This window comes from Pseudomonas sp. N2-3-1-14, assembly GCF_041228395.1.
Lineage (GTDB): Bacteria > Pseudomonadota > Gammaproteobacteria > Pseudomonadales > Pseudomonadaceae > Aquipseudomonas.
Genome location: NZ_CP166199.1, coordinates 1,442,746 through 1,457,288, shown reverse-complemented (window position 1 = coordinate 1,457,288; position 14,543 = coordinate 1,442,746). Strand labels below are relative to the sequence as shown.

Annotated in this window: 15 protein-coding genes and 2 pseudogenes; 5 read left to right on the top strand and 12 right to left on the bottom strand. The window is 61.4% G+C overall.

From position 1 onward, the window contains the following. Positions 1 to 1,104 carry an efflux RND transporter periplasmic adaptor subunit gene (locus tag AB5I78_RS06705; protein WP_369300822.1) on the bottom strand — a complete coding sequence of 368 codons (1,104 nt, stop codon included), beginning with the start codon at positions 1,102 to 1,104 and terminating at the stop codon, positions 1 to 3. Between the two features lie 93 nt (positions 1,105 to 1,197). Between AB5I78_RS06705 and AB5I78_RS06700 the strand changes: the two genes are divergently transcribed. Further along, on the top strand, positions 1,198 to 1,833 hold the full coding sequence (locus AB5I78_RS06700) for a TetR/AcrR family transcriptional regulator (RefSeq protein ID WP_242194319.1): 636 nt from the start codon (positions 1,198 to 1,200) through the stop codon (positions 1,831 to 1,833). A 115-nt stretch (positions 1,834 to 1,948) separates the two neighbouring features. Here AB5I78_RS06700 and AB5I78_RS06695 read toward each other — a convergent pair whose 3' ends face one another. Then, a complete protein-coding gene (locus AB5I78_RS06695) occupies positions 1,949 to 2,731 on the bottom strand; it encodes a class I SAM-dependent methyltransferase (protein ID WP_369300824.1) in 783 nt (260 codons plus the stop codon). A 96-nt stretch (positions 2,732 to 2,827) separates the two neighbouring features. Between AB5I78_RS06695 and AB5I78_RS06690 the strand changes: the two genes are divergently transcribed. Further along, positions 2,828 to 3,448: an energy transducer TonB gene (locus AB5I78_RS06690; protein ID WP_145161814.1), complete on the top strand. Its 621-nt coding sequence runs from the start codon at positions 2,828 to 2,830 to the stop codon at positions 3,446 to 3,448. A gap of 3 nt (positions 3,449 to 3,451) precedes the next feature. Here the strand turns inward: AB5I78_RS06690 and AB5I78_RS06685 are convergent, their stop codons facing one another. The 7 genes and pseudogenes from AB5I78_RS06685 to ppc all read right to left on the bottom strand — a co-directional run bounded on the left by AB5I78_RS06685 (position 3,452) and on the right by ppc (position 10,693). Further along, positions 3,452 to 4,150, bottom strand: a complete 699-nt coding sequence (locus tag AB5I78_RS06685) for an extensin family protein (protein WP_369300825.1) — start codon at positions 4,148 to 4,150, stop codon at positions 3,452 to 3,454. Positions 4,151 to 4,153: 3 nt separating this feature from the next. Beyond that, positions 4,154 to 4,981 (bottom strand): isocitrate lyase/phosphoenolpyruvate mutase family protein, encoded by an 828-nt coding sequence (locus AB5I78_RS06680; protein WP_106577192.1) that lies wholly within the window; start codon positions 4,979 to 4,981, stop codon positions 4,154 to 4,156. A gap of 27 nt (positions 4,982 to 5,008) precedes the next feature. Beyond that, the gene (locus AB5I78_RS06675; protein ID WP_369300826.1) at positions 5,009 to 5,869 is read right to left on the bottom strand and encodes a DUF72 domain-containing protein; all 861 of its coding nucleotides are present in this window, start codon (positions 5,867 to 5,869) and stop codon (positions 5,009 to 5,011) included. After that, positions 5,869 to 6,183, bottom strand: coding sequence for a hypothetical protein (locus tag AB5I78_RS06670; RefSeq protein ID WP_262210451.1), 315 nt, complete (start codon positions 6,181 to 6,183; stop codon positions 5,869 to 5,871). The genes AB5I78_RS06675 and AB5I78_RS06670 overlap by 1 nt, the downstream gene beginning before the upstream one ends. Positions 6,184 to 6,343: 160 nt before the next feature. Continuing rightward, positions 6,344 to 7,030 carry a tRNA (adenosine(37)-N6)-threonylcarbamoyltransferase complex dimerization subunit type 1 TsaB gene (gene tsaB, locus AB5I78_RS06665; protein ID WP_369300828.1) on the bottom strand — a complete coding sequence of 229 codons (687 nt, stop codon included), beginning with the start codon at positions 7,028 to 7,030 and terminating at the stop codon, positions 6,344 to 6,346. 90 nt (positions 7,031 to 7,120) lie between these two features. Next, positions 7,121 to 7,767, bottom strand: a pseudogene (adk, locus tag AB5I78_RS06660) (adenylate kinase). 280 nt (positions 7,768 to 8,047) lie between these two features. Next, positions 8,048 to 10,693 (bottom strand): phosphoenolpyruvate carboxylase, encoded by a 2,646-nt coding sequence (ppc, locus tag AB5I78_RS06655; RefSeq protein WP_369300829.1) that lies wholly within the window; start codon positions 10,691 to 10,693, stop codon positions 8,048 to 8,050. 184 nt (positions 10,694 to 10,877) lie between these two features. Between ppc and AB5I78_RS06650 the strand changes: the two genes are divergently transcribed. The 3 genes from AB5I78_RS06650 (at position 10,878) to AB5I78_RS06640 (ending at position 12,772) form a co-directional block, all read left to right on the top strand. Then, positions 10,878 to 11,222 carry a pilin assembly protein gene (locus AB5I78_RS06650; protein ID WP_145161793.1) on the top strand — a complete coding sequence of 115 codons (345 nt, stop codon included), beginning with the start codon at positions 10,878 to 10,880 and terminating at the stop codon, positions 11,220 to 11,222. A gap of 283 nt (positions 11,223 to 11,505) precedes the next feature. Further along, positions 11,506 to 11,931 carry a DUF4398 domain-containing protein gene (locus tag AB5I78_RS06645; protein ID WP_145161788.1) on the top strand — a complete coding sequence of 142 codons (426 nt, stop codon included), beginning with the start codon at positions 11,506 to 11,508 and terminating at the stop codon, positions 11,929 to 11,931. 55 nt (positions 11,932 to 11,986) lie between these two features. Continuing rightward, positions 11,987 to 12,772 carry an OmpA family protein gene (locus tag AB5I78_RS06640; RefSeq protein ID WP_106577200.1) on the top strand — a complete coding sequence of 262 codons (786 nt, stop codon included), beginning with the start codon at positions 11,987 to 11,989 and terminating at the stop codon, positions 12,770 to 12,772. 50 nt (positions 12,773 to 12,822) lie between these two features. Here the strand turns inward: AB5I78_RS06640 and AB5I78_RS06635 are convergent, their stop codons facing one another. The 3 genes and pseudogenes from AB5I78_RS06635 to AB5I78_RS06625 all read right to left on the bottom strand — a co-directional run bounded on the left by AB5I78_RS06635 (position 12,823) and on the right by AB5I78_RS06625 (position 14,460). Continuing rightward, positions 12,823 to 13,107, bottom strand: coding sequence for a hypothetical protein (locus AB5I78_RS06635; protein WP_242194332.1), 285 nt, complete (start codon positions 13,105 to 13,107; stop codon positions 12,823 to 12,825). 125 nt (positions 13,108 to 13,232) lie between these two features. After that, the gene (locus AB5I78_RS06630) at positions 13,233 to 13,559 is read right to left on the bottom strand and encodes a hypothetical protein (protein WP_106577202.1); all 327 of its coding nucleotides are present in this window, start codon (positions 13,557 to 13,559) and stop codon (positions 13,233 to 13,235) included. After that, positions 13,556 to 14,460: pseudogene (locus tag AB5I78_RS06625) on the bottom strand (alpha/beta hydrolase). Before AB5I78_RS06625 ends, AB5I78_RS06630 begins: the two are co-directional and overlap by 4 nt. Between the last annotated feature and the right edge of the window lie 83 nt (positions 14,461 to 14,543).

Genomic DNA, 14,543 nt, shown 5'->3' with positions numbered 1-14,543 from the left:
CTACTCCTTGTTGGCCGCCAGATTCACCACGCGGTTGGAGCGATCCACCGGGCGCACCTGCTGGCCCTCATGGAGCACATGTACACCGGCCGCAATCACCCAATCGGTGGGGGCTAGGCCTTCCAGTACCGGCACGGTTTTTTCACCAAAGGCGCCGATCCGCACCGGCGTGCGCTTGAGCGTGTTGTCTGGCTGCACCACCCAGACGTAGGACGCGCCATTCTCTGCACTCAGCGCTGACAGCGGCACCGCCAGCGCAATCACGCCGTCAGCCTGTATGAATACGCGGGCGCTCTGGCCCAGCTCGGCCGGGACTTTGCCGCCGGTGAAGGCAACGCGGGCGGCAAAGGTGCGCGATTTTGGATCAGCAGCGGGCGACAGTTCACGGATACGCCCGGCAAAACGTTGGTCGGGCTGGCTCCACAATTCAACCGACACAGGCTGGCCGATCTTGAACCGGCCGAAACCTTGCTCCGGCAGGCTGATCAGCACTTCGCGCTCGCCATCGGTGGCCAGGGTGAAGACGGTTTGGCCGGCCGACACCACTTGGCCAACTTCCACCGCGCGCTTGGCGACCACACCGTCCTGGGGCGCGCGCAGCACGGCGTAACCGGCCTGGTTGCTGGACACGTCGAACTCGGCCTTGATCTGCTTGAGGCGTGCTTCACCGGATCGGTAGAGGTTTTCGGAATTGTCGTACTGAGAACGGCTGACCATCTGACGGTCCATCAGGGTCTTGTAGCGATCACGCTCGGCGCGCACCAGGCTCAGGTTGGCTTCGGCGGCGGCCACTTGGGCGCGGGTGGCTTCCAGTTGCAGCCGCACATCCTGCGGATCGAGTTCGGCCAGCGGTTGGTTGGCCTTGACCCGCTCGCCCTCCTCCACCAGGCGCTTACTGACTTTGCCGCCAATGCGAAAGGCCAGGTCCGGCTCATAACGGGCACGCACCTCGCCTGGAAAGCTGTCCATCGCCTGCGCCGAGGGCTGCGGTTGCACCACCATGGCTGGACGGAGGGTGGTTTGGGCCGCTTCTTCATGGCCGCAGGCGGCCAACAGGAAGATCAGGCTGACAGGCAACGCAAGGGGCAGGAAAGTGCTGCTCATGCTGTAGGACCTTTCGCAAATGGAGCTAGGAATAATTATACTGGCCGGTATGTTATTAATACCAAACTCACCAGTCCAGTATTAAAGGTGAAAATGTCCGACAATCCTGTAAACACCAATAGCCCCGGGCGTCCCAAGGACATGGCAAAACGCCAGGCAATCCTCGAAGCCGCGAAAAATCTGTTTTTGAGCAATGGCTACGCCAGCACCAGCATGGATGCCGTGGCAATGGAGGCCGGCGTGTCGAAACTGACCGTCTACAGCCACTTCACCGACAAAGAGACGCTGTTCACCGCCGCCGTCGTGGCCACATGCGAAGAACAGTTGCCGGTGATGTATTTCGAGCTGCCCGCCGGCATGCCGGTGGAAACCGTGCTGCTGAACATCGCACGGGGCTTTCATCGGCTGATCAACAGCGAGGAGTCGGTGAACCTGCATCGCCTGATGATGACCACCGGCAATCAGGACGTGAAACTCTCACAGATCTTCTTTGAAGCCGGGCCGATGCGCATGCTGCAGGGTATGGAGCGCCTGCTCAGCCGCATCCACCAGAGCGGCGCGCTGAGCATCGACAAACCGTTTACGGCAGCCGAGCACTTCTTTTGCCTGCTCAAGGGCACGGCGAATTTCTGCTTGCTGTATGGCTGCGGCGGGCAACTGAGCGAAGAAGCCGCCGAGGCGCATGTGCAGGAGGTGGTGGGGTTGTTTATGCGGGCTTACAAGCCCTGACGCTGGGTGGTGTCTGGACTGGCGCAATCGCAGGCAAGCCAGCTCCCACAGGAGAATGCATTCCAGCATGAGAACACGGTCAACTGTGGGAGCTGGCTTGCCTGCGATGGGGCCCTCAAGGCTTGAGCGCTTTCTTCGGATAAATGTCATACCGGCTCGACTTGCCATCCAGCGCATGGCTCGGCTTTGGCCCTTCAATGCACGGCGCCTTGCGTGGACGCTTGACCACCACGCGGTGACTGGCCAAGGCCAAGGCCGCGGCGAGCAACGCCGGTGCGTCCGGGTCATCGCCCACCAGTGGCCGGAACAGGCGCATTTCCTTCTTCACCAGCGCAGTTTTCTCACGATGAGGGAACATCGGGTCCAGGTAGATCACCTGCGGCGGCTCACCTTCCCAATTGCGCATCACGTCGATGGAGTTGCCCTTGAGCAACTTCATGCGCGCCACAATCGACGCCACTTCGAAGTCATCCGCGCCACGCGCCAGGCCGTCTTCGAGCAAGGCGCCGATCAGTGGTTGGCGCTCGATCAGGCTCATCTCGCAGCCAAGGCTGGCCAGCACGAACGCGTCCTTGCCCAGCCCCGCCGTGGCGTCCAGCACGCGTGGGCGCACGCCTTGGGCAATGCCCACCGCCTTGGCGATCATCTGCCCGCTGCCACCGCCGTATAGACGCCGGTGCGCCGCGCCACCTTCGACAAAATCCACGCGCACCGGCCCCGGTGCATCGGGCCCGAGCTGCTGCAGTTGCAGGCCGTGCTCGCCCACTTGCAGGGAAAAGTCCGCCTCCTCCAGTTGCACAGGCAGGCCGAGCTGCGACGCCCACTGCTCGGCACGCGCCTGAAAACCTTCGGCCAAAGCCTCGACCCGAATGCGGCTGGCCGCTGGTTGTTCGCTCATCAATCGCTACGCTCAAAAATATTAAGGATCGGCAAACAGCGGCCGATAAAAACAACAGTCAGGTATTTTGCCAGAGCTGAGCGTCGACCGAGAAAAATGTCAGACATTCTTCCCCTAACCATCGGTGTACTGCCGACCCACAACCACTACGGCCTGCGCAATACTCAAGCGCTGGCCGGGGTGAGTCATGTGTGGCAGGACTTCTTCGCCCGGGCGTTGGCCGAGCAGCTCGGCGACACGCCGGACGCGCGCGCCGCCAAAGCACCGGCCCCCAGAGACCCGGCGGTAGAACCCAGCGAAGGCGCCGACCTGCTGTCGCAGATCCTCACCCAGCGTGAATGCGACGTGAAAGACACCGAGATCGCCCCGCCAGAACCGCTGTTCCTGCCGATCGCCGAATTCGAAACCGAGTTGCTGCCGCCACCCGCTACGCCATTCCCGGCGCAAGAAATCGTTGCCCAACAGCGCCAGCAGAACTTCGAAAGTGGCTGGGTACGCCCGCTGGTGCTGAATGCCGGCCAGCCGCTGCCTGAGCCTGGGCCGGCGCCGGAACCGCAGCCGCTGCACCTGCCCATCGCCGAGTTCGAACTGGACTTGCTGCCGCCGCCCGCCGTGCCTTATCCAAAGGAAGAGCTGGTGGCGCAACAGAAAGCGCTCGACTTCGACTACCACTGGGCGCGCCCACTGATCCTCAACAACCTGCGCCTGGCCGCCTGAGGCTCAACGACACACTCCCCAACGCCCCATGTCCAGATGGAAGTGGTTGCGATGAGCAGCGTTGTAGTCCGGGCTCAACACCACGTTGAAATCATCGCAGGCGCCATCGCGCACCTGGCGCAGAAACCGCGCGCTGTCGCCCGTCCCCGGCCAATCCTTGAGCACACTGATGCTGCGCCCATCCGCCAAGCGGAAGCCGGCGATATCCAGCGCATTGGCCGAGGCGTGCTGACTGAGCCGCCCGTCTGCACGGTTATACATATTGCGACAGGCGAAGCTGCCCAGGTGATCGACCCGCGTCACCGCCTGGCCAAACACCGCCTGCGCCGCAGGTCGCAGGCGGTGGCGTTCGAACAGGGCAAAGGCGACGGCCAGCGGGCAACTGGCGAGAAAGCTGCTGCTCAAGGCTACGTCAGCGCCTTGTACGCGCAAGACATTGCGCAATGGGCACGCGGCATCAGCCGGGCTGTCAGCCTGATGGCTGACGCGCAAGCCCGAGGTTTTCAGCACCTCATCGCACAGCGCTGGATCATCCTGCAGGCGACCGAGCTTGAAGCGCGTGAGCAGGTTCGGCTTGGCACGCACATCCAGCGGCGCCCAGGGGTTCCACTCGGCAGGCAACGGCACCCAGCCACGCCACACGCCCACTGCGAACACACCCGCCAGCAACAGCAACGCACCGCTCACGTTGAGAAAACGCACGGCTCAGCCCTTGAAGAATTGGTTGGCCTGGCTGAATGGCATCTTGCGCTCGGTGAAGGTAAAGGTGCCCAACTGGTAGACCTCCTGCGCGGCGCGGTAGAACTCGCCATACGCCGCCAGTGCCATGGCCGAGCCGACACTGATGCGGCGCACGCCCATCTCGCTCAACTGCGCGACGCTGAGGTTCAAGCCACCGGACATCAACACATTCACCGGTTTGGGCGCGACCGCCCTGACCACCGCCAACACGTCTTCGGCACTGCGCAACGCCGGCGCATAGAGCACGTCGGCACCCGCCTCGGCGTAGGCCTGCAGGCGGCGAATGGTGTCAGGCAAATCCAGGCGACCATGCAGGAGGTTTTCTGCGCGGGCCGTCAGGGTGAACGCAAATGGCAGACTGCGGGCCGCCGCAACCGCCGCTTCGACGCGCTCAACAGACAAATCAAACGGATAGATCGGGTCGACGGCAATGCCTGTGGCGTCTTCGATGGAGCCACCGACGATGCCCGTGGCGGCCGCGCGCAGGATGGTCTGGGCGCAGCCTTCGGGGGTATCGCTGAAACCGTTTTCCAGATCGGCCGCCACCGGCAGTGCGGTCGCCCGAACGATGGCTGACGCATTGCCCAGCGTGTCCTCCAGCGACAACGCACCTTCCGCATCCGGCCGCCCCAGGCTGAATGCATAACCTGCGCTGGTGGTGGCCAGGGCTTCAAAACCCAGGCTGGCGAGCATGATGGCCGAGCCGGCGTCCCACGGGTTGGGCATCACGAACGCGCGATCACGCTCGTGCAAGGCTTTGAAGGTTTCGGCGCGAAGGGTTTGGGCATCCATGTCTGACTCCTGGCGGAAAAAGGAGCCTTAGAGTAACCCCAGTTGCTCCGCTGCGGGTTCTCGATGCAAGGTCGGCAGCGGTGGCAGGCCCGGCAAACGCGCCATCAGTTGTTGATGAAAACGCAGCGCCAGTTGCGCGGCAAGGCGGTTATCCGAGGTGTGCAGGAACACATACGGCGTGCGGCCCTCCTCGATCCAACCGGCGACTTTTTCCACCCACGGCACCAGGAACGGGTCGTTGGCTTCCAGCTCCGGATGACCAATGAAACGCACTTGGGGAAACAGCGTCAGCGCGGCCGGGCGCGGCGGCACCTTGGGTTTCTTCGACTGGGCGTGCAGCACGGCGGCTGAGGTAGAGGTGCAACTGAACAGCGCGCGCGGGTCGAGGCAGATTCGCTCAACGCCACGGTCACGCAGCAGACGGTTGAGGCTGCGCTCGTCGTCGCCCTTGGCGAAGAACGCCTGATGGCGCACTTCCACCGCCAACGGGCGCTCCAGTCCATCAATAAAACCGGCCAGTTCACCGAGGCGTTGGGGCGAAAAGCTCGCCGGCAGTTGCAGCCACAGCGGCGCGACACGCTCACCCAATGGGCTCATCAAGCCGACAAAACTTTCCGCTGCCGGCAACTGCTCACGCAGGTCGCCACTGTGGCTGATGTCGCCGGGGAATTTGGCGGTGAAGCGAAAATCCGCGGGCATGATTTCAGCCCAGCGCTGCACGGTGGCGGCCGAGGGTCGGGCATAAAACGTGGTGTTGCCTTCAACGGCGTTGAAGACTTGGGCATACAGCGAAAGGTAGTCGCTGGCGCGTGCATCGGCTGGGTACAGGTACTCGCGCCAGGCGTTTTCACTCCAGGACGGGCAACCGATAAAGTAAGGCAGACGCATCAGATATGGATGTCGAGACCCAGCACTTCCATATCCCATTCGACAAAGCCGGCAGTGGTCAGGTAGCTGGCCAGGGCGGTAGCAACGCTTTTGCTCATGGAGCGAGGGAAGACCATGTCCTGCTGACGCGCGGGAAGACCGCTGATACGCGCGCCGGCTGAACCTTGGGCGCTGGAATGAGAACTGGCATGCGACTCGGATTGGACCTCGATGAAGTCCGGCGAATCCTCGACGGAATCGTCTACCGTCACGTTCGCCTTGCGCAGCTTACGTTTGAGGGGGTAGGACTGTGAGGAGAAGCCGTCTATACGCATACATGCAGACTCGGTATCAATGATGGCAATTTAGCGGCACTTTCCGTGGTGCGCAAATGCTCTGGTGATAACTAGAACACATAATTTGTAAAAGGTTTAAAAACGGGGCCAAATTCTGACGATTGGCGAACTTTGCCCCAAATTGCCATCATTTTTGACGTCAAATAATCCCGCGTTCAGCCTTGGTCTGCGCGACTTTATCGCGCAGATAAACTGGCGACGCCTGATCGGCCGGAATCGCTTCGCCACGCTCGAAAGCGAAGCGTGCCAGCGTCAGCAAGTCCTGGGCATGAGGCAACATCGCAGCGTCCTGGCCCACCACCTTTACGCCGATACGCTCGCCATAACCCCAGCCAGTGCCGGCACCGAACCAGTCACCGCTGGCATCCGCCGGCAACACAGAGGACTGCGGCGATTGCACTGCTTCGACGCCCACCAGGCGCATTTCGCCAGCGTGCTCGCGGTAGCAACCCCAATAGACTTCGTCCATGCGCGCGTCGATGGCCGCGGCGACTTGCGAAGCGCCGTGTTCACGCAAGGCACGCTGGGCCAGCACTGCCAGGTTGGAGACCGGCAATACCGGACGCTCCAACGCAAAGGCCAGGCCCTGGACCACACCGATGGCAATCCGCACACCGGTGAACGCACCCGGGCCACGGCCAAAGGCAATGGCGTCGACGGCCGCGAGCGTGGTGCCCGCGTCCTCAAGCAGTTGCTTGATCATCGGCAACAGCTTCTGCGCATGCAGGCGTGGGATCACCTCGTAGTGGCTCGTTACCTTGCCATCGTGCAGCAAGGCAACGGAGCAAGCTTCAGTCGCGGTGTCCAGGGCCAGCAGGGTGCTCATGGGTGTCGGTGTCCAAGTCGAAAAAAAGTGCGCCAGTATAAACAACAACGGCCCGCAAGCGGGCCGTTGTCAGTGAAGCCGATCGATGGATCAGCTCAACGCTTGCAGCACCTTGGCGGTGATGGCTTCTACGGAGCCGACGCCAGGGATGTGGCTGTACTTCGGCTTGCCGTTGGCAGCAGACAACTTCTGGTAGAAATCCACCAGCGGCTTGGTCTGCGAATGGTAGACCGACAGGCGATGACGCACGGTTTCTTCAGTGTCGTCTTTACGCTGCACCAGGTCGTCGCCGGTGACATCGTCCTTGCCAGCCACTTTAGGCGGGTTGTAGACGATGTGGTAAACGCGGCCCGAGGCTTCGTGAACACGACGACCGGCGATGCGCTGAACGATTTCTTCGTCTTCAACTGCGATTTCAACCACGGCATCCAGCTCGACGCCGGCTTTCACCAAGGCTTCAGCCTGGGGAATGGTGCGTGGGAAACCGTCGAACAGGAAGCCGTTCTTGCAGTCTTCCTGGCTGATGCGTTCCTTGACCAGGTTGATGATCAGGTCATCGGAAACCAGGCCGCCGCTGTCCATCACGCTTTTTGCGATCAGGCCCAGCTCGGTGCCGGCCTTGACGGCCGCGCGCAGCATGTCGCCGGTGGAGATTTGTGGAATGCCGAATTTTTCAGTGATGAACTTTGCCTGAGTACCTTTACCGGCCCGGGAGCTCCCAGCAGAATGACGCGCATCGATGTGCTCCTCAATTTTTTATAGAGATGACGCTCGGATTCGCCGCGTGGGGCCAATCTCGTAAAAATATGGGTCCAGGCCGATCAAACGGCCAAAGGCTGATCAAGATACACAGCGGGCTCTATCCATACAAGCCGCCGAAAGTCGCAGGAACCCACGCCCGGCATGCGTCACAGCTCGGGTGTGCCTGAGTGCAACCTTGCCCCACAAACGCCGACCGCCCTTTTCGGGGCGGTCGTCATGGTTTATGTGCAAGCCGTTGAGAACACGCAGAAAACTTTAACCGGTGTTGCGCAAACCGGCGGCAATACCGGCCACAGACACCAGCAGCGCCTGTTCCAGAGGGCTGTCCTGTGCGGCTTCCTGCTCACGCGAGCGCGCCAGCAACTCGGCCTGCAGCAAGTGCAACGGGTCGAGGTAGGTGTTGCGCAGACGGATGAACTCAAGGGTGTCTGGGCTATGGGCCAGCAGTTGCGACTGGCCAGTCAGGCCAAGCACCACGCTGCACGCCTGCGACAATAGGTCGCGTAAGTGCGCACCCAATGGCAGCAGGTCCGGTTGCACCAGACGCTCGTCATACAGGCGGGCAATATCGGCATCGGCCTTGGCCAGCACCATTTCCAGCATGTCGATGCGCGTGCGGAAGAACGGCCACTGCTCGCGCATCTGCCCCAGCAACTCGCCTTCACCCCGCTCCAGGGCCTTGCTGAGTGCTGCTTCCCAGCCGAGCCACGCAGGCAGCATCAGGCGGGTTTGGGTCCAACCGAAGATCCATGGAATGGCCCGCAGGCTTTCGATCCCGCCCGCGCGGCGCTTGGCCGGGCGACTGCCGAGCGGCAAGCGGCCGAGCTCCTGCTCTGGCGTGGACTGGCGAAAATACTCGACGAACTGCGGATTTTCCCGCACCACGGCGCGGTAGGCGCTGACACCGTCTGCTGCCAATTCATCCATCAAATGGCGCCAGGCAGGCTCCGGTGGTGGCGGTGGCAACAGCGTGGCTTCCAATACGGCGGCCAGGTACAGGTTGAGGTTCTGCTCAGCGATGTCCGGCAAGCCGAATTTGAAGCGGATCATTTCGCCTTGCTCGGTGGTACGGAAACGCCCCGCCACCGAGCCCGGCGGCTGCGACAGGATCGCCGCGTGCGCCGGGCCGCCGCCACGGCCGACGGTGCCGCCGCGACCGTGGAACAACAACAATTCCACCTGTTGTTCGCGGCAGATATCCACCAAGCGTTCCTGTGCCCGGTACTGTGCCCAGGCGGCGGCAGTAGTGCCGGCATCCTTGGCTGAGTCAGAGTAGCCAATCATGACTTCCTGCGGGCCTTGCAACCGCGCGCGATAGCCCGGCAATTGCAGCAGGGTTTCCATGACCGGCCCGGCGTCATCCAGGTCGGCCAGGGTTTCGAACAACGGCACCACCCGCATCGGCCGTTGCACGCCCGACTCTTTAAGCAGCAGCTGCACTGCCAGCACATCGGAGGCGGCACCTGCCATCGAGATGACATACGAGCCGAGCGACGCAGCGGGCGCGGCGGCGATTTCCTTGCAGGTGTTCAACACCTCGGCAGTGTCCGCCGACGGTTTGAAGTAGCCCGGCAGCAGCGGTCGGCGATTGGTCAGCTCCTGGGTCAGGAAACTGATGCGTGCCTCTTCGTCCCAGTCTTCATAACGACCCAAGCCCAGGTAATCGGTGATTTCGGTCATGGCCGACGAATGCCGGCTGGAATCCTGGCGCACGTCCAGGCGTACCAGGAACAGGCCAAAGGTCACCGCACGCCGCAGGCAGTCGAGCAACGGGCCATCAGCGATCACGCCCATGCCGCACGCGTGCAGCGACTGATAACACAACTCCAGCGGGTCCAGCAGGTCACGGTTGTTCTGCAACACTTCGGCCGGCGCAGGGGTGTTGGCGGTCAGCGAGGTGTGCGCCCATTGGCGCGTGGCGCGCAGACGTTCGCGCAGTTGCTTGAGCAAGGCGCGATAAGGCTCCACGCTGTCGCCCACCTTGGCCTGCAACGCCGGGCTGGCCTGTTGCATCGACAGCTCGGACGCCAGGTGATCGACGTCGCGCAGGTACAAATCCGCCGCCATCCAACGTGCGAGCAACAGCACTTCACGGGTCACCGGTGCGGTGACATTCGGGTTGCCGTCACGGTCGCCGCCCATCCACGAAGCAAAGCGGATCGGCGCTGCCTCCAGCGGCAAGTGCAGGCCGGTAGCGGCGTGCAGGGCATGGTCGGCTTTGCGCAAGTAGTTGGGGATGGCGTGCCACAGCGAATGCTCGATCACCGCAAAGCCCCATTTTGCTTCGTCGACAGGCGTCGGGCGCACGCGGCGGATTTCTTCGGTGTGCCAGGCTTCGGCGATCAGTCGTTGCAGGCGTTCACGGATCTGTTCGCGCTCGGCACTGGTGAGGTCGCGGTGGTCCTGCAGCGCCAGTTGCGCGGCAATCGCATCGTATTTCTGAATGAGGGTGCGCCGCGCCACTTCGGTGGGGTGGGCAGTGAGGACCAGTTCAATCTCCAGTCGCGCCAACTGGCGGGCCAGCGACTCGTTGCTGTGCCCTTCGCTTTGCAGGCGGGCCAGCAACTCGGGCAACACACGGGATTCGAACGGTGCCGGTTGCGACTCATCGCGCCGGTGGATCAATTGGTATTGCTCGGCAATGTTGGCCAGGTTGAGGAACTGGTTGAAGGCCCGCGCCACGGGCAGCAGTTCGTTTTCCTGCAATTGGTTCAAGCTGGCGCTGAGCTCCTCGCCGGCGGCTTGCTCGGCTACGGCTCCACGGCGGTCGGCCTTGGCGCCTTTGCGGATCTGCTCGATCTTGTCGAGAAACTCGTCGCCGTACTGCTCTCGAATGGTGTTGCCCAACAGCTCACCCAGCAGGTGAACATCCTCACGCAAGCGTGCATCGATATCACTCATCAGCCAATCTCCAGCCAAAAATCCGGGACGCGCAGGGGTTCCAGAGTGCCGCCCGCGTCGGTTTCTGACAAGACACTTTAAACCTTGTGAGTTGCAGCTAGTCTCAACCGTGAGTCGCCGCGTTAACCGCGCCGGCGGCCGGACACTCATCACCGCCTGCTACTGCGGGCTCATTGAGGTTGCCATGAAGATTCGAGAACTGGCCCAGCATTGGGAAGAGAACGCCACGGGTCGCCTGACCAAGACCGAGTACGCGATTCATCTGGATGTGGAGTCTGCTGCACGGCTGGCCGCCATTGCCGAGATGTACCCCAAGCGCCACACCGAAGAACTGCTCGGCGAGCTGATCGGCGCCGCCCTTGAAGAGCTGGAAGCGAGCTTTCCCTACGTCAAGGGCCAGCACGTGATTGCCACCGATGAAGAGGGTGATCCCCTGTACGAAGACGTGGGCCCGACGCCACGCTTTCTCACCTTGTCCCGGCGCTATCTGCATGATTTGTCAGACAGTGCTGACGAACAGCAGCACTGATACACACCTGCAAAACCTCTTTTGACCCAAGTATTCCGGGCCTTTCACGGGCCCTGGGTACCTCTGCGCGCGTCGAAAGTTCCAACTGTTAAACGCTGACCATTCAGTCAGATATTTTTTTAGGCAATTCGCCATCTTCTCTGAACTTTTGAAAAAAGCCTCCGGTCACAACCAGTAAGCCATCACTTGGAACGGCCGTTTGAATAAGTGTTTCGAGCCTTGCCGCCGAGACCCGAACCGCCGACCAGTGCCATGGATTTTGATGTTTTTCAGGAGTTACCCAATGGAGTTGAAGACGATGAAGACCAGCACTGCCAAAACCTCGTTTAACCACCTGCGCGGGCTTAAATTGGCCGCGCTGGCAATCGGCACCAGCTTCGTTCTGGCGGGCTGCGCCGGCAACCCACCGACCGAGCAATACGCCGTGACCCAATCTGCGGTCAACAGCGCTGTAAGCGCCGGCGGCACCGAGTACGCAGCTGTGGAAATGAAGTCGGCTCAGGACAAGCTCAAAGAAGCCGAAATCGCCATGCATGACAAGAACTACGACAAGGCTCGTCAGCTGGCCGAACAAGCCGAGTGGGACGCTCGCGTTGCAGAGCGCAAAGCTCAGGCCGCCAAAGCCCAACAGGCTGTGAAGGACTCCCAGAAAGCTGTTCAGGAGCTGCGTCAGGAAGGCATGCGCCCGGCTGTTATCCAACAGCAATAAGCCAACGCCCCTGATTGCATTGCACCCGAAATCGAATTGAAAGGACGACACGACTATGCGTAAACAATTGATGATCCCTGCTCTGCTGGCGATGAGCGTTGCCCTGGCGGCCTGCTCCACCCCGCCGAACGCGAACCTGGAAAACGCACGGACCAACTTCTCGGCCCTGCAGACCAACCCACAAGCCACCAAGCTTGCGGCGCTGGAAACCAAGGACGCCAGCGACTGGCTGGACAAGGCTGACAAGGCCTACCGCGACAAGGAAGACGAGAAGAAGGTCGACCAACTGGCCTACCTGACAAATCAGCGCGTTGAAGTGGCCAAAGACACCATCGTGCTGCGTGAATCCGAAGCCAAGCTGAAAAACGCTGGCGACGAACGTGCTCGTGCCCTGCTGCAAGCCCGTGATGCCCAGATCAAGCAACTGCAAGACAGCTTGAACGCCAAGCAAACTGATCGCGGCACCCTGGTGACTTTCGGTGATGTGCTGTTCGCCACCAACAAGTCCGATCTGAAATCCAGCGGCCTGGTCAACATCACCAAGCTGGCGCAGTTCCTGCGTGACAACCCGGACCGTAAAGTGATTGTCGAAGGCTACACCGACAGCACCGGCTCCGACTCGTACAACCAGAGCCTGTCCGAGCGTCGCGCCGCTTCCGTGCAGCGCGCACTGGCTCAACAAGGCGTGGATATCTCGCGCATCGTGACCCAGGGTTACGGCAAGGAATACCCGGTTGCCGACAACGGCAGCGCCTCGGGCCGTGCCATGAACCGTCGCGTTGAAGTGACCATCTCCAACGACAACCAGCCGGTCAAGCCACGTTCTTCCGTTGCTAATTGATCGATTGAAGCGGTAAAAAAAACCCACCTTTCGGTGGGTTTTTTTATGCCTCAGACTTCGATTTTACGGCTGCTGTCATCGGCGGGCATCATGGCCTCCATACCTTGTCGGCCCGCCATCAGTTTCTCCAGTTCCTGCGGGCCCTTCTGGTCCTCGGCGCTGCCGCCCTGAGACCCGCCCGCCGCCTTCGACAGCATGTCCATGAGCATCTTCATCGGGTCTTGCTTCTCTTGCTTCTGGGCGTCTTGAGCGCCGTCCTCGCCGCCCTGCCCCAGCTTTGCTGCACCCTGGGCCATTTCCAACATCTTACTGATCGCGCCAATTCCACCAACCATGATCACTCTCCCGAATTCGATATACGCAAGTTAACTATCAGCAACACTGACACGTCATTCAGTGGCTTCTTACGCGATACGGTTCCAGATATTTCCGTGATCATGTGGCTGCGATGAAGCGCAGGTCACTCCTGCAGTTGCGGCGTCTCCTGGCCCATGCAACGCACGGCCTGCTTCTTGTTGTTCACCAGCACGCCGCTCAAGCCTTTTTGTTCGGTATCAAACATCACCAACACACCGTCGACGCACTGCGCCACTTGCGCCGCTGGCGTGAGGGAGATTTTGTAGTCCTCGCCCGGCACCGTCTTGAGCAGGGTGAAGTCGCTGAGCAGCAACGCATCTTCCGGCTTGGCGAAGTGCAGGTAGCCGTAGTACCACAGGCACCCGACGGTGCCGATGATGGTGCCGACGCCGGTGAGGATCAGCGGGATCATGTTGCGTTCTTCGCTCATTGCGGGCTCTCTGACGTGTCAACGTTAGGGTTCGGGTAGTTGGGGATTTCCCCCAGGCGGCGCAGGCCATTGAAGTGCTGCGGGTCGTCCAGATAACGCAGCATCACGGTTTGCCAGGTCTTGTCGGCAAACGTCTGCACATGGCCGCCACGCGTCAACTGCAACACCCTGGGCGGCGGCGCGGCCTGATACAGGCGAATGCCATTGGCCAGCGGCACGATCGGATCATCCAGGCTATGAAACAGCAGCTTGGGTACGCCGGTCAGTTGCGGCATGGCGTTGATCGCACTGTCAGCATCGGGCACCAGCCAGGACAGGGGCACTTGAAACGGCCATGTTATCCAGGACGTACTCAGGGCGAATTGTCCTACGTCACGATAACTGGCGGGCACCCCGTCCAATACCAGCGCCTTGAGCTGCGGCTGGCGCTGCGGGTGCGCCGCCAGGTAATGCACGGCGAGCGCGCCACCCAGGCTTTGACCCAACACAATCAACGGTTGACCCTGGGTTTCGGGCGCCTTGTCGATCCAGTTGAACGCCGCATCAATGTCCTGGTAGATCGCCGGCAACGACGGCTTGCCTTCCGACAAACCGTACCCGCGGTAGTCCAGCAGCAGCACTTGATAGCCCTGTTCCGGCAACCACCAACTGCCCCCAGGTGCCACGCCAGGTTGCCGCCATTGCCATGCAAGTGCAGCACCGTGCCTTTGACTGGCACGCCGGATTTGGCCGGCAGCCACCAGGCGTGAAGCTTTACCCCGTCGGCGGTGGTCAGGGTGACATCGCGGTACTGCAGATGGGCTTTTTCCGGCGTGAACGGCAGGCCGGGTTCAGGGTAGAACAGCAGCGAGCTGCAGCCATTCAATGTGAGTAGCAGGCAAAGAATGCCGAGGATTCTCATCCGTTGAAGCCTCGTAAGTGGGTTGGAAGTCAGTCTTAAGATCAATAGAGATCAAAGGTGGGAGCTGCCTTGCCTGCTCCCAC

What these genes read in the sequence shown, in the direction of transcription:
- AB5I78_RS06635 (WP_242194332.1), bottom strand. Translation starts at nt 13,107, where the DNA reads ATGGTTGGTGGAATTGGCGCGATCAGTAAGATGTTGGAAATGGCCCAG.
- AB5I78_RS06705 (WP_369300822.1), bottom strand. Translation starts at nt 1,104, where the DNA reads ATGAGCAGCACTTTCCTGCCCCTTGCGTTGCCTGTCAGCCTGATCTTC.
- tsaB (WP_369300828.1), bottom strand. Translation starts at nt 7,030, where the DNA reads ATGAGCACCCTGCTGGCCCTGGACACCGCGACTGAAGCTTGCTCCGTT.
- ppc (WP_369300829.1), bottom strand. Translation starts at nt 10,693, where the DNA reads ATGAGTGATATCGATGCACGCTTGCGTGAGGATGTTCACCTGCTGGGT.
- AB5I78_RS06670 (WP_262210451.1), bottom strand. Translation starts at nt 6,183, where the DNA reads ATGCGTATAGACGGCTTCTCCTCACAGTCCTACCCCCTCAAACGTAAG.
- AB5I78_RS06680 (WP_106577192.1), bottom strand. Translation starts at nt 4,981, where the DNA reads ATGGATGCCCAAACCCTTCGCGCCGAAACCTTCAAAGCCTTGCACGAG.
- AB5I78_RS06690 (WP_145161814.1), top strand. Translation starts at nt 2,828, where the DNA reads ATGTCAGACATTCTTCCCCTAACCATCGGTGTACTGCCGACCCACAAC.
- AB5I78_RS06630 (WP_106577202.1), bottom strand. Translation starts at nt 13,559, where the DNA reads ATGAGCGAAGAACGCAACATGATCCCGCTGATCCTCACCGGCGTCGGC.
- AB5I78_RS06645 (WP_145161788.1), top strand. Translation starts at nt 11,506, where the DNA reads ATGGAGTTGAAGACGATGAAGACCAGCACTGCCAAAACCTCGTTTAAC.
- AB5I78_RS06700 (WP_242194319.1), top strand. Translation starts at nt 1,198, where the DNA reads ATGTCCGACAATCCTGTAAACACCAATAGCCCCGGGCGTCCCAAGGAC.
- AB5I78_RS06695 (WP_369300824.1), bottom strand. Translation starts at nt 2,731, where the DNA reads ATGAGCGAACAACCAGCGGCCAGCCGCATTCGGGTCGAGGCTTTGGCC.
- AB5I78_RS06640 (WP_106577200.1), top strand. Translation starts at nt 11,987, where the DNA reads ATGCGTAAACAATTGATGATCCCTGCTCTGCTGGCGATGAGCGTTGCC.
- AB5I78_RS06650 (WP_145161793.1), top strand. Translation starts at nt 10,878, where the DNA reads ATGAAGATTCGAGAACTGGCCCAGCATTGGGAAGAGAACGCCACGGGT.
- AB5I78_RS06675 (WP_369300826.1), bottom strand. Translation starts at nt 5,869, where the DNA reads ATGCGTCTGCCTTACTTTATCGGTTGCCCGTCCTGGAGTGAAAACGCC.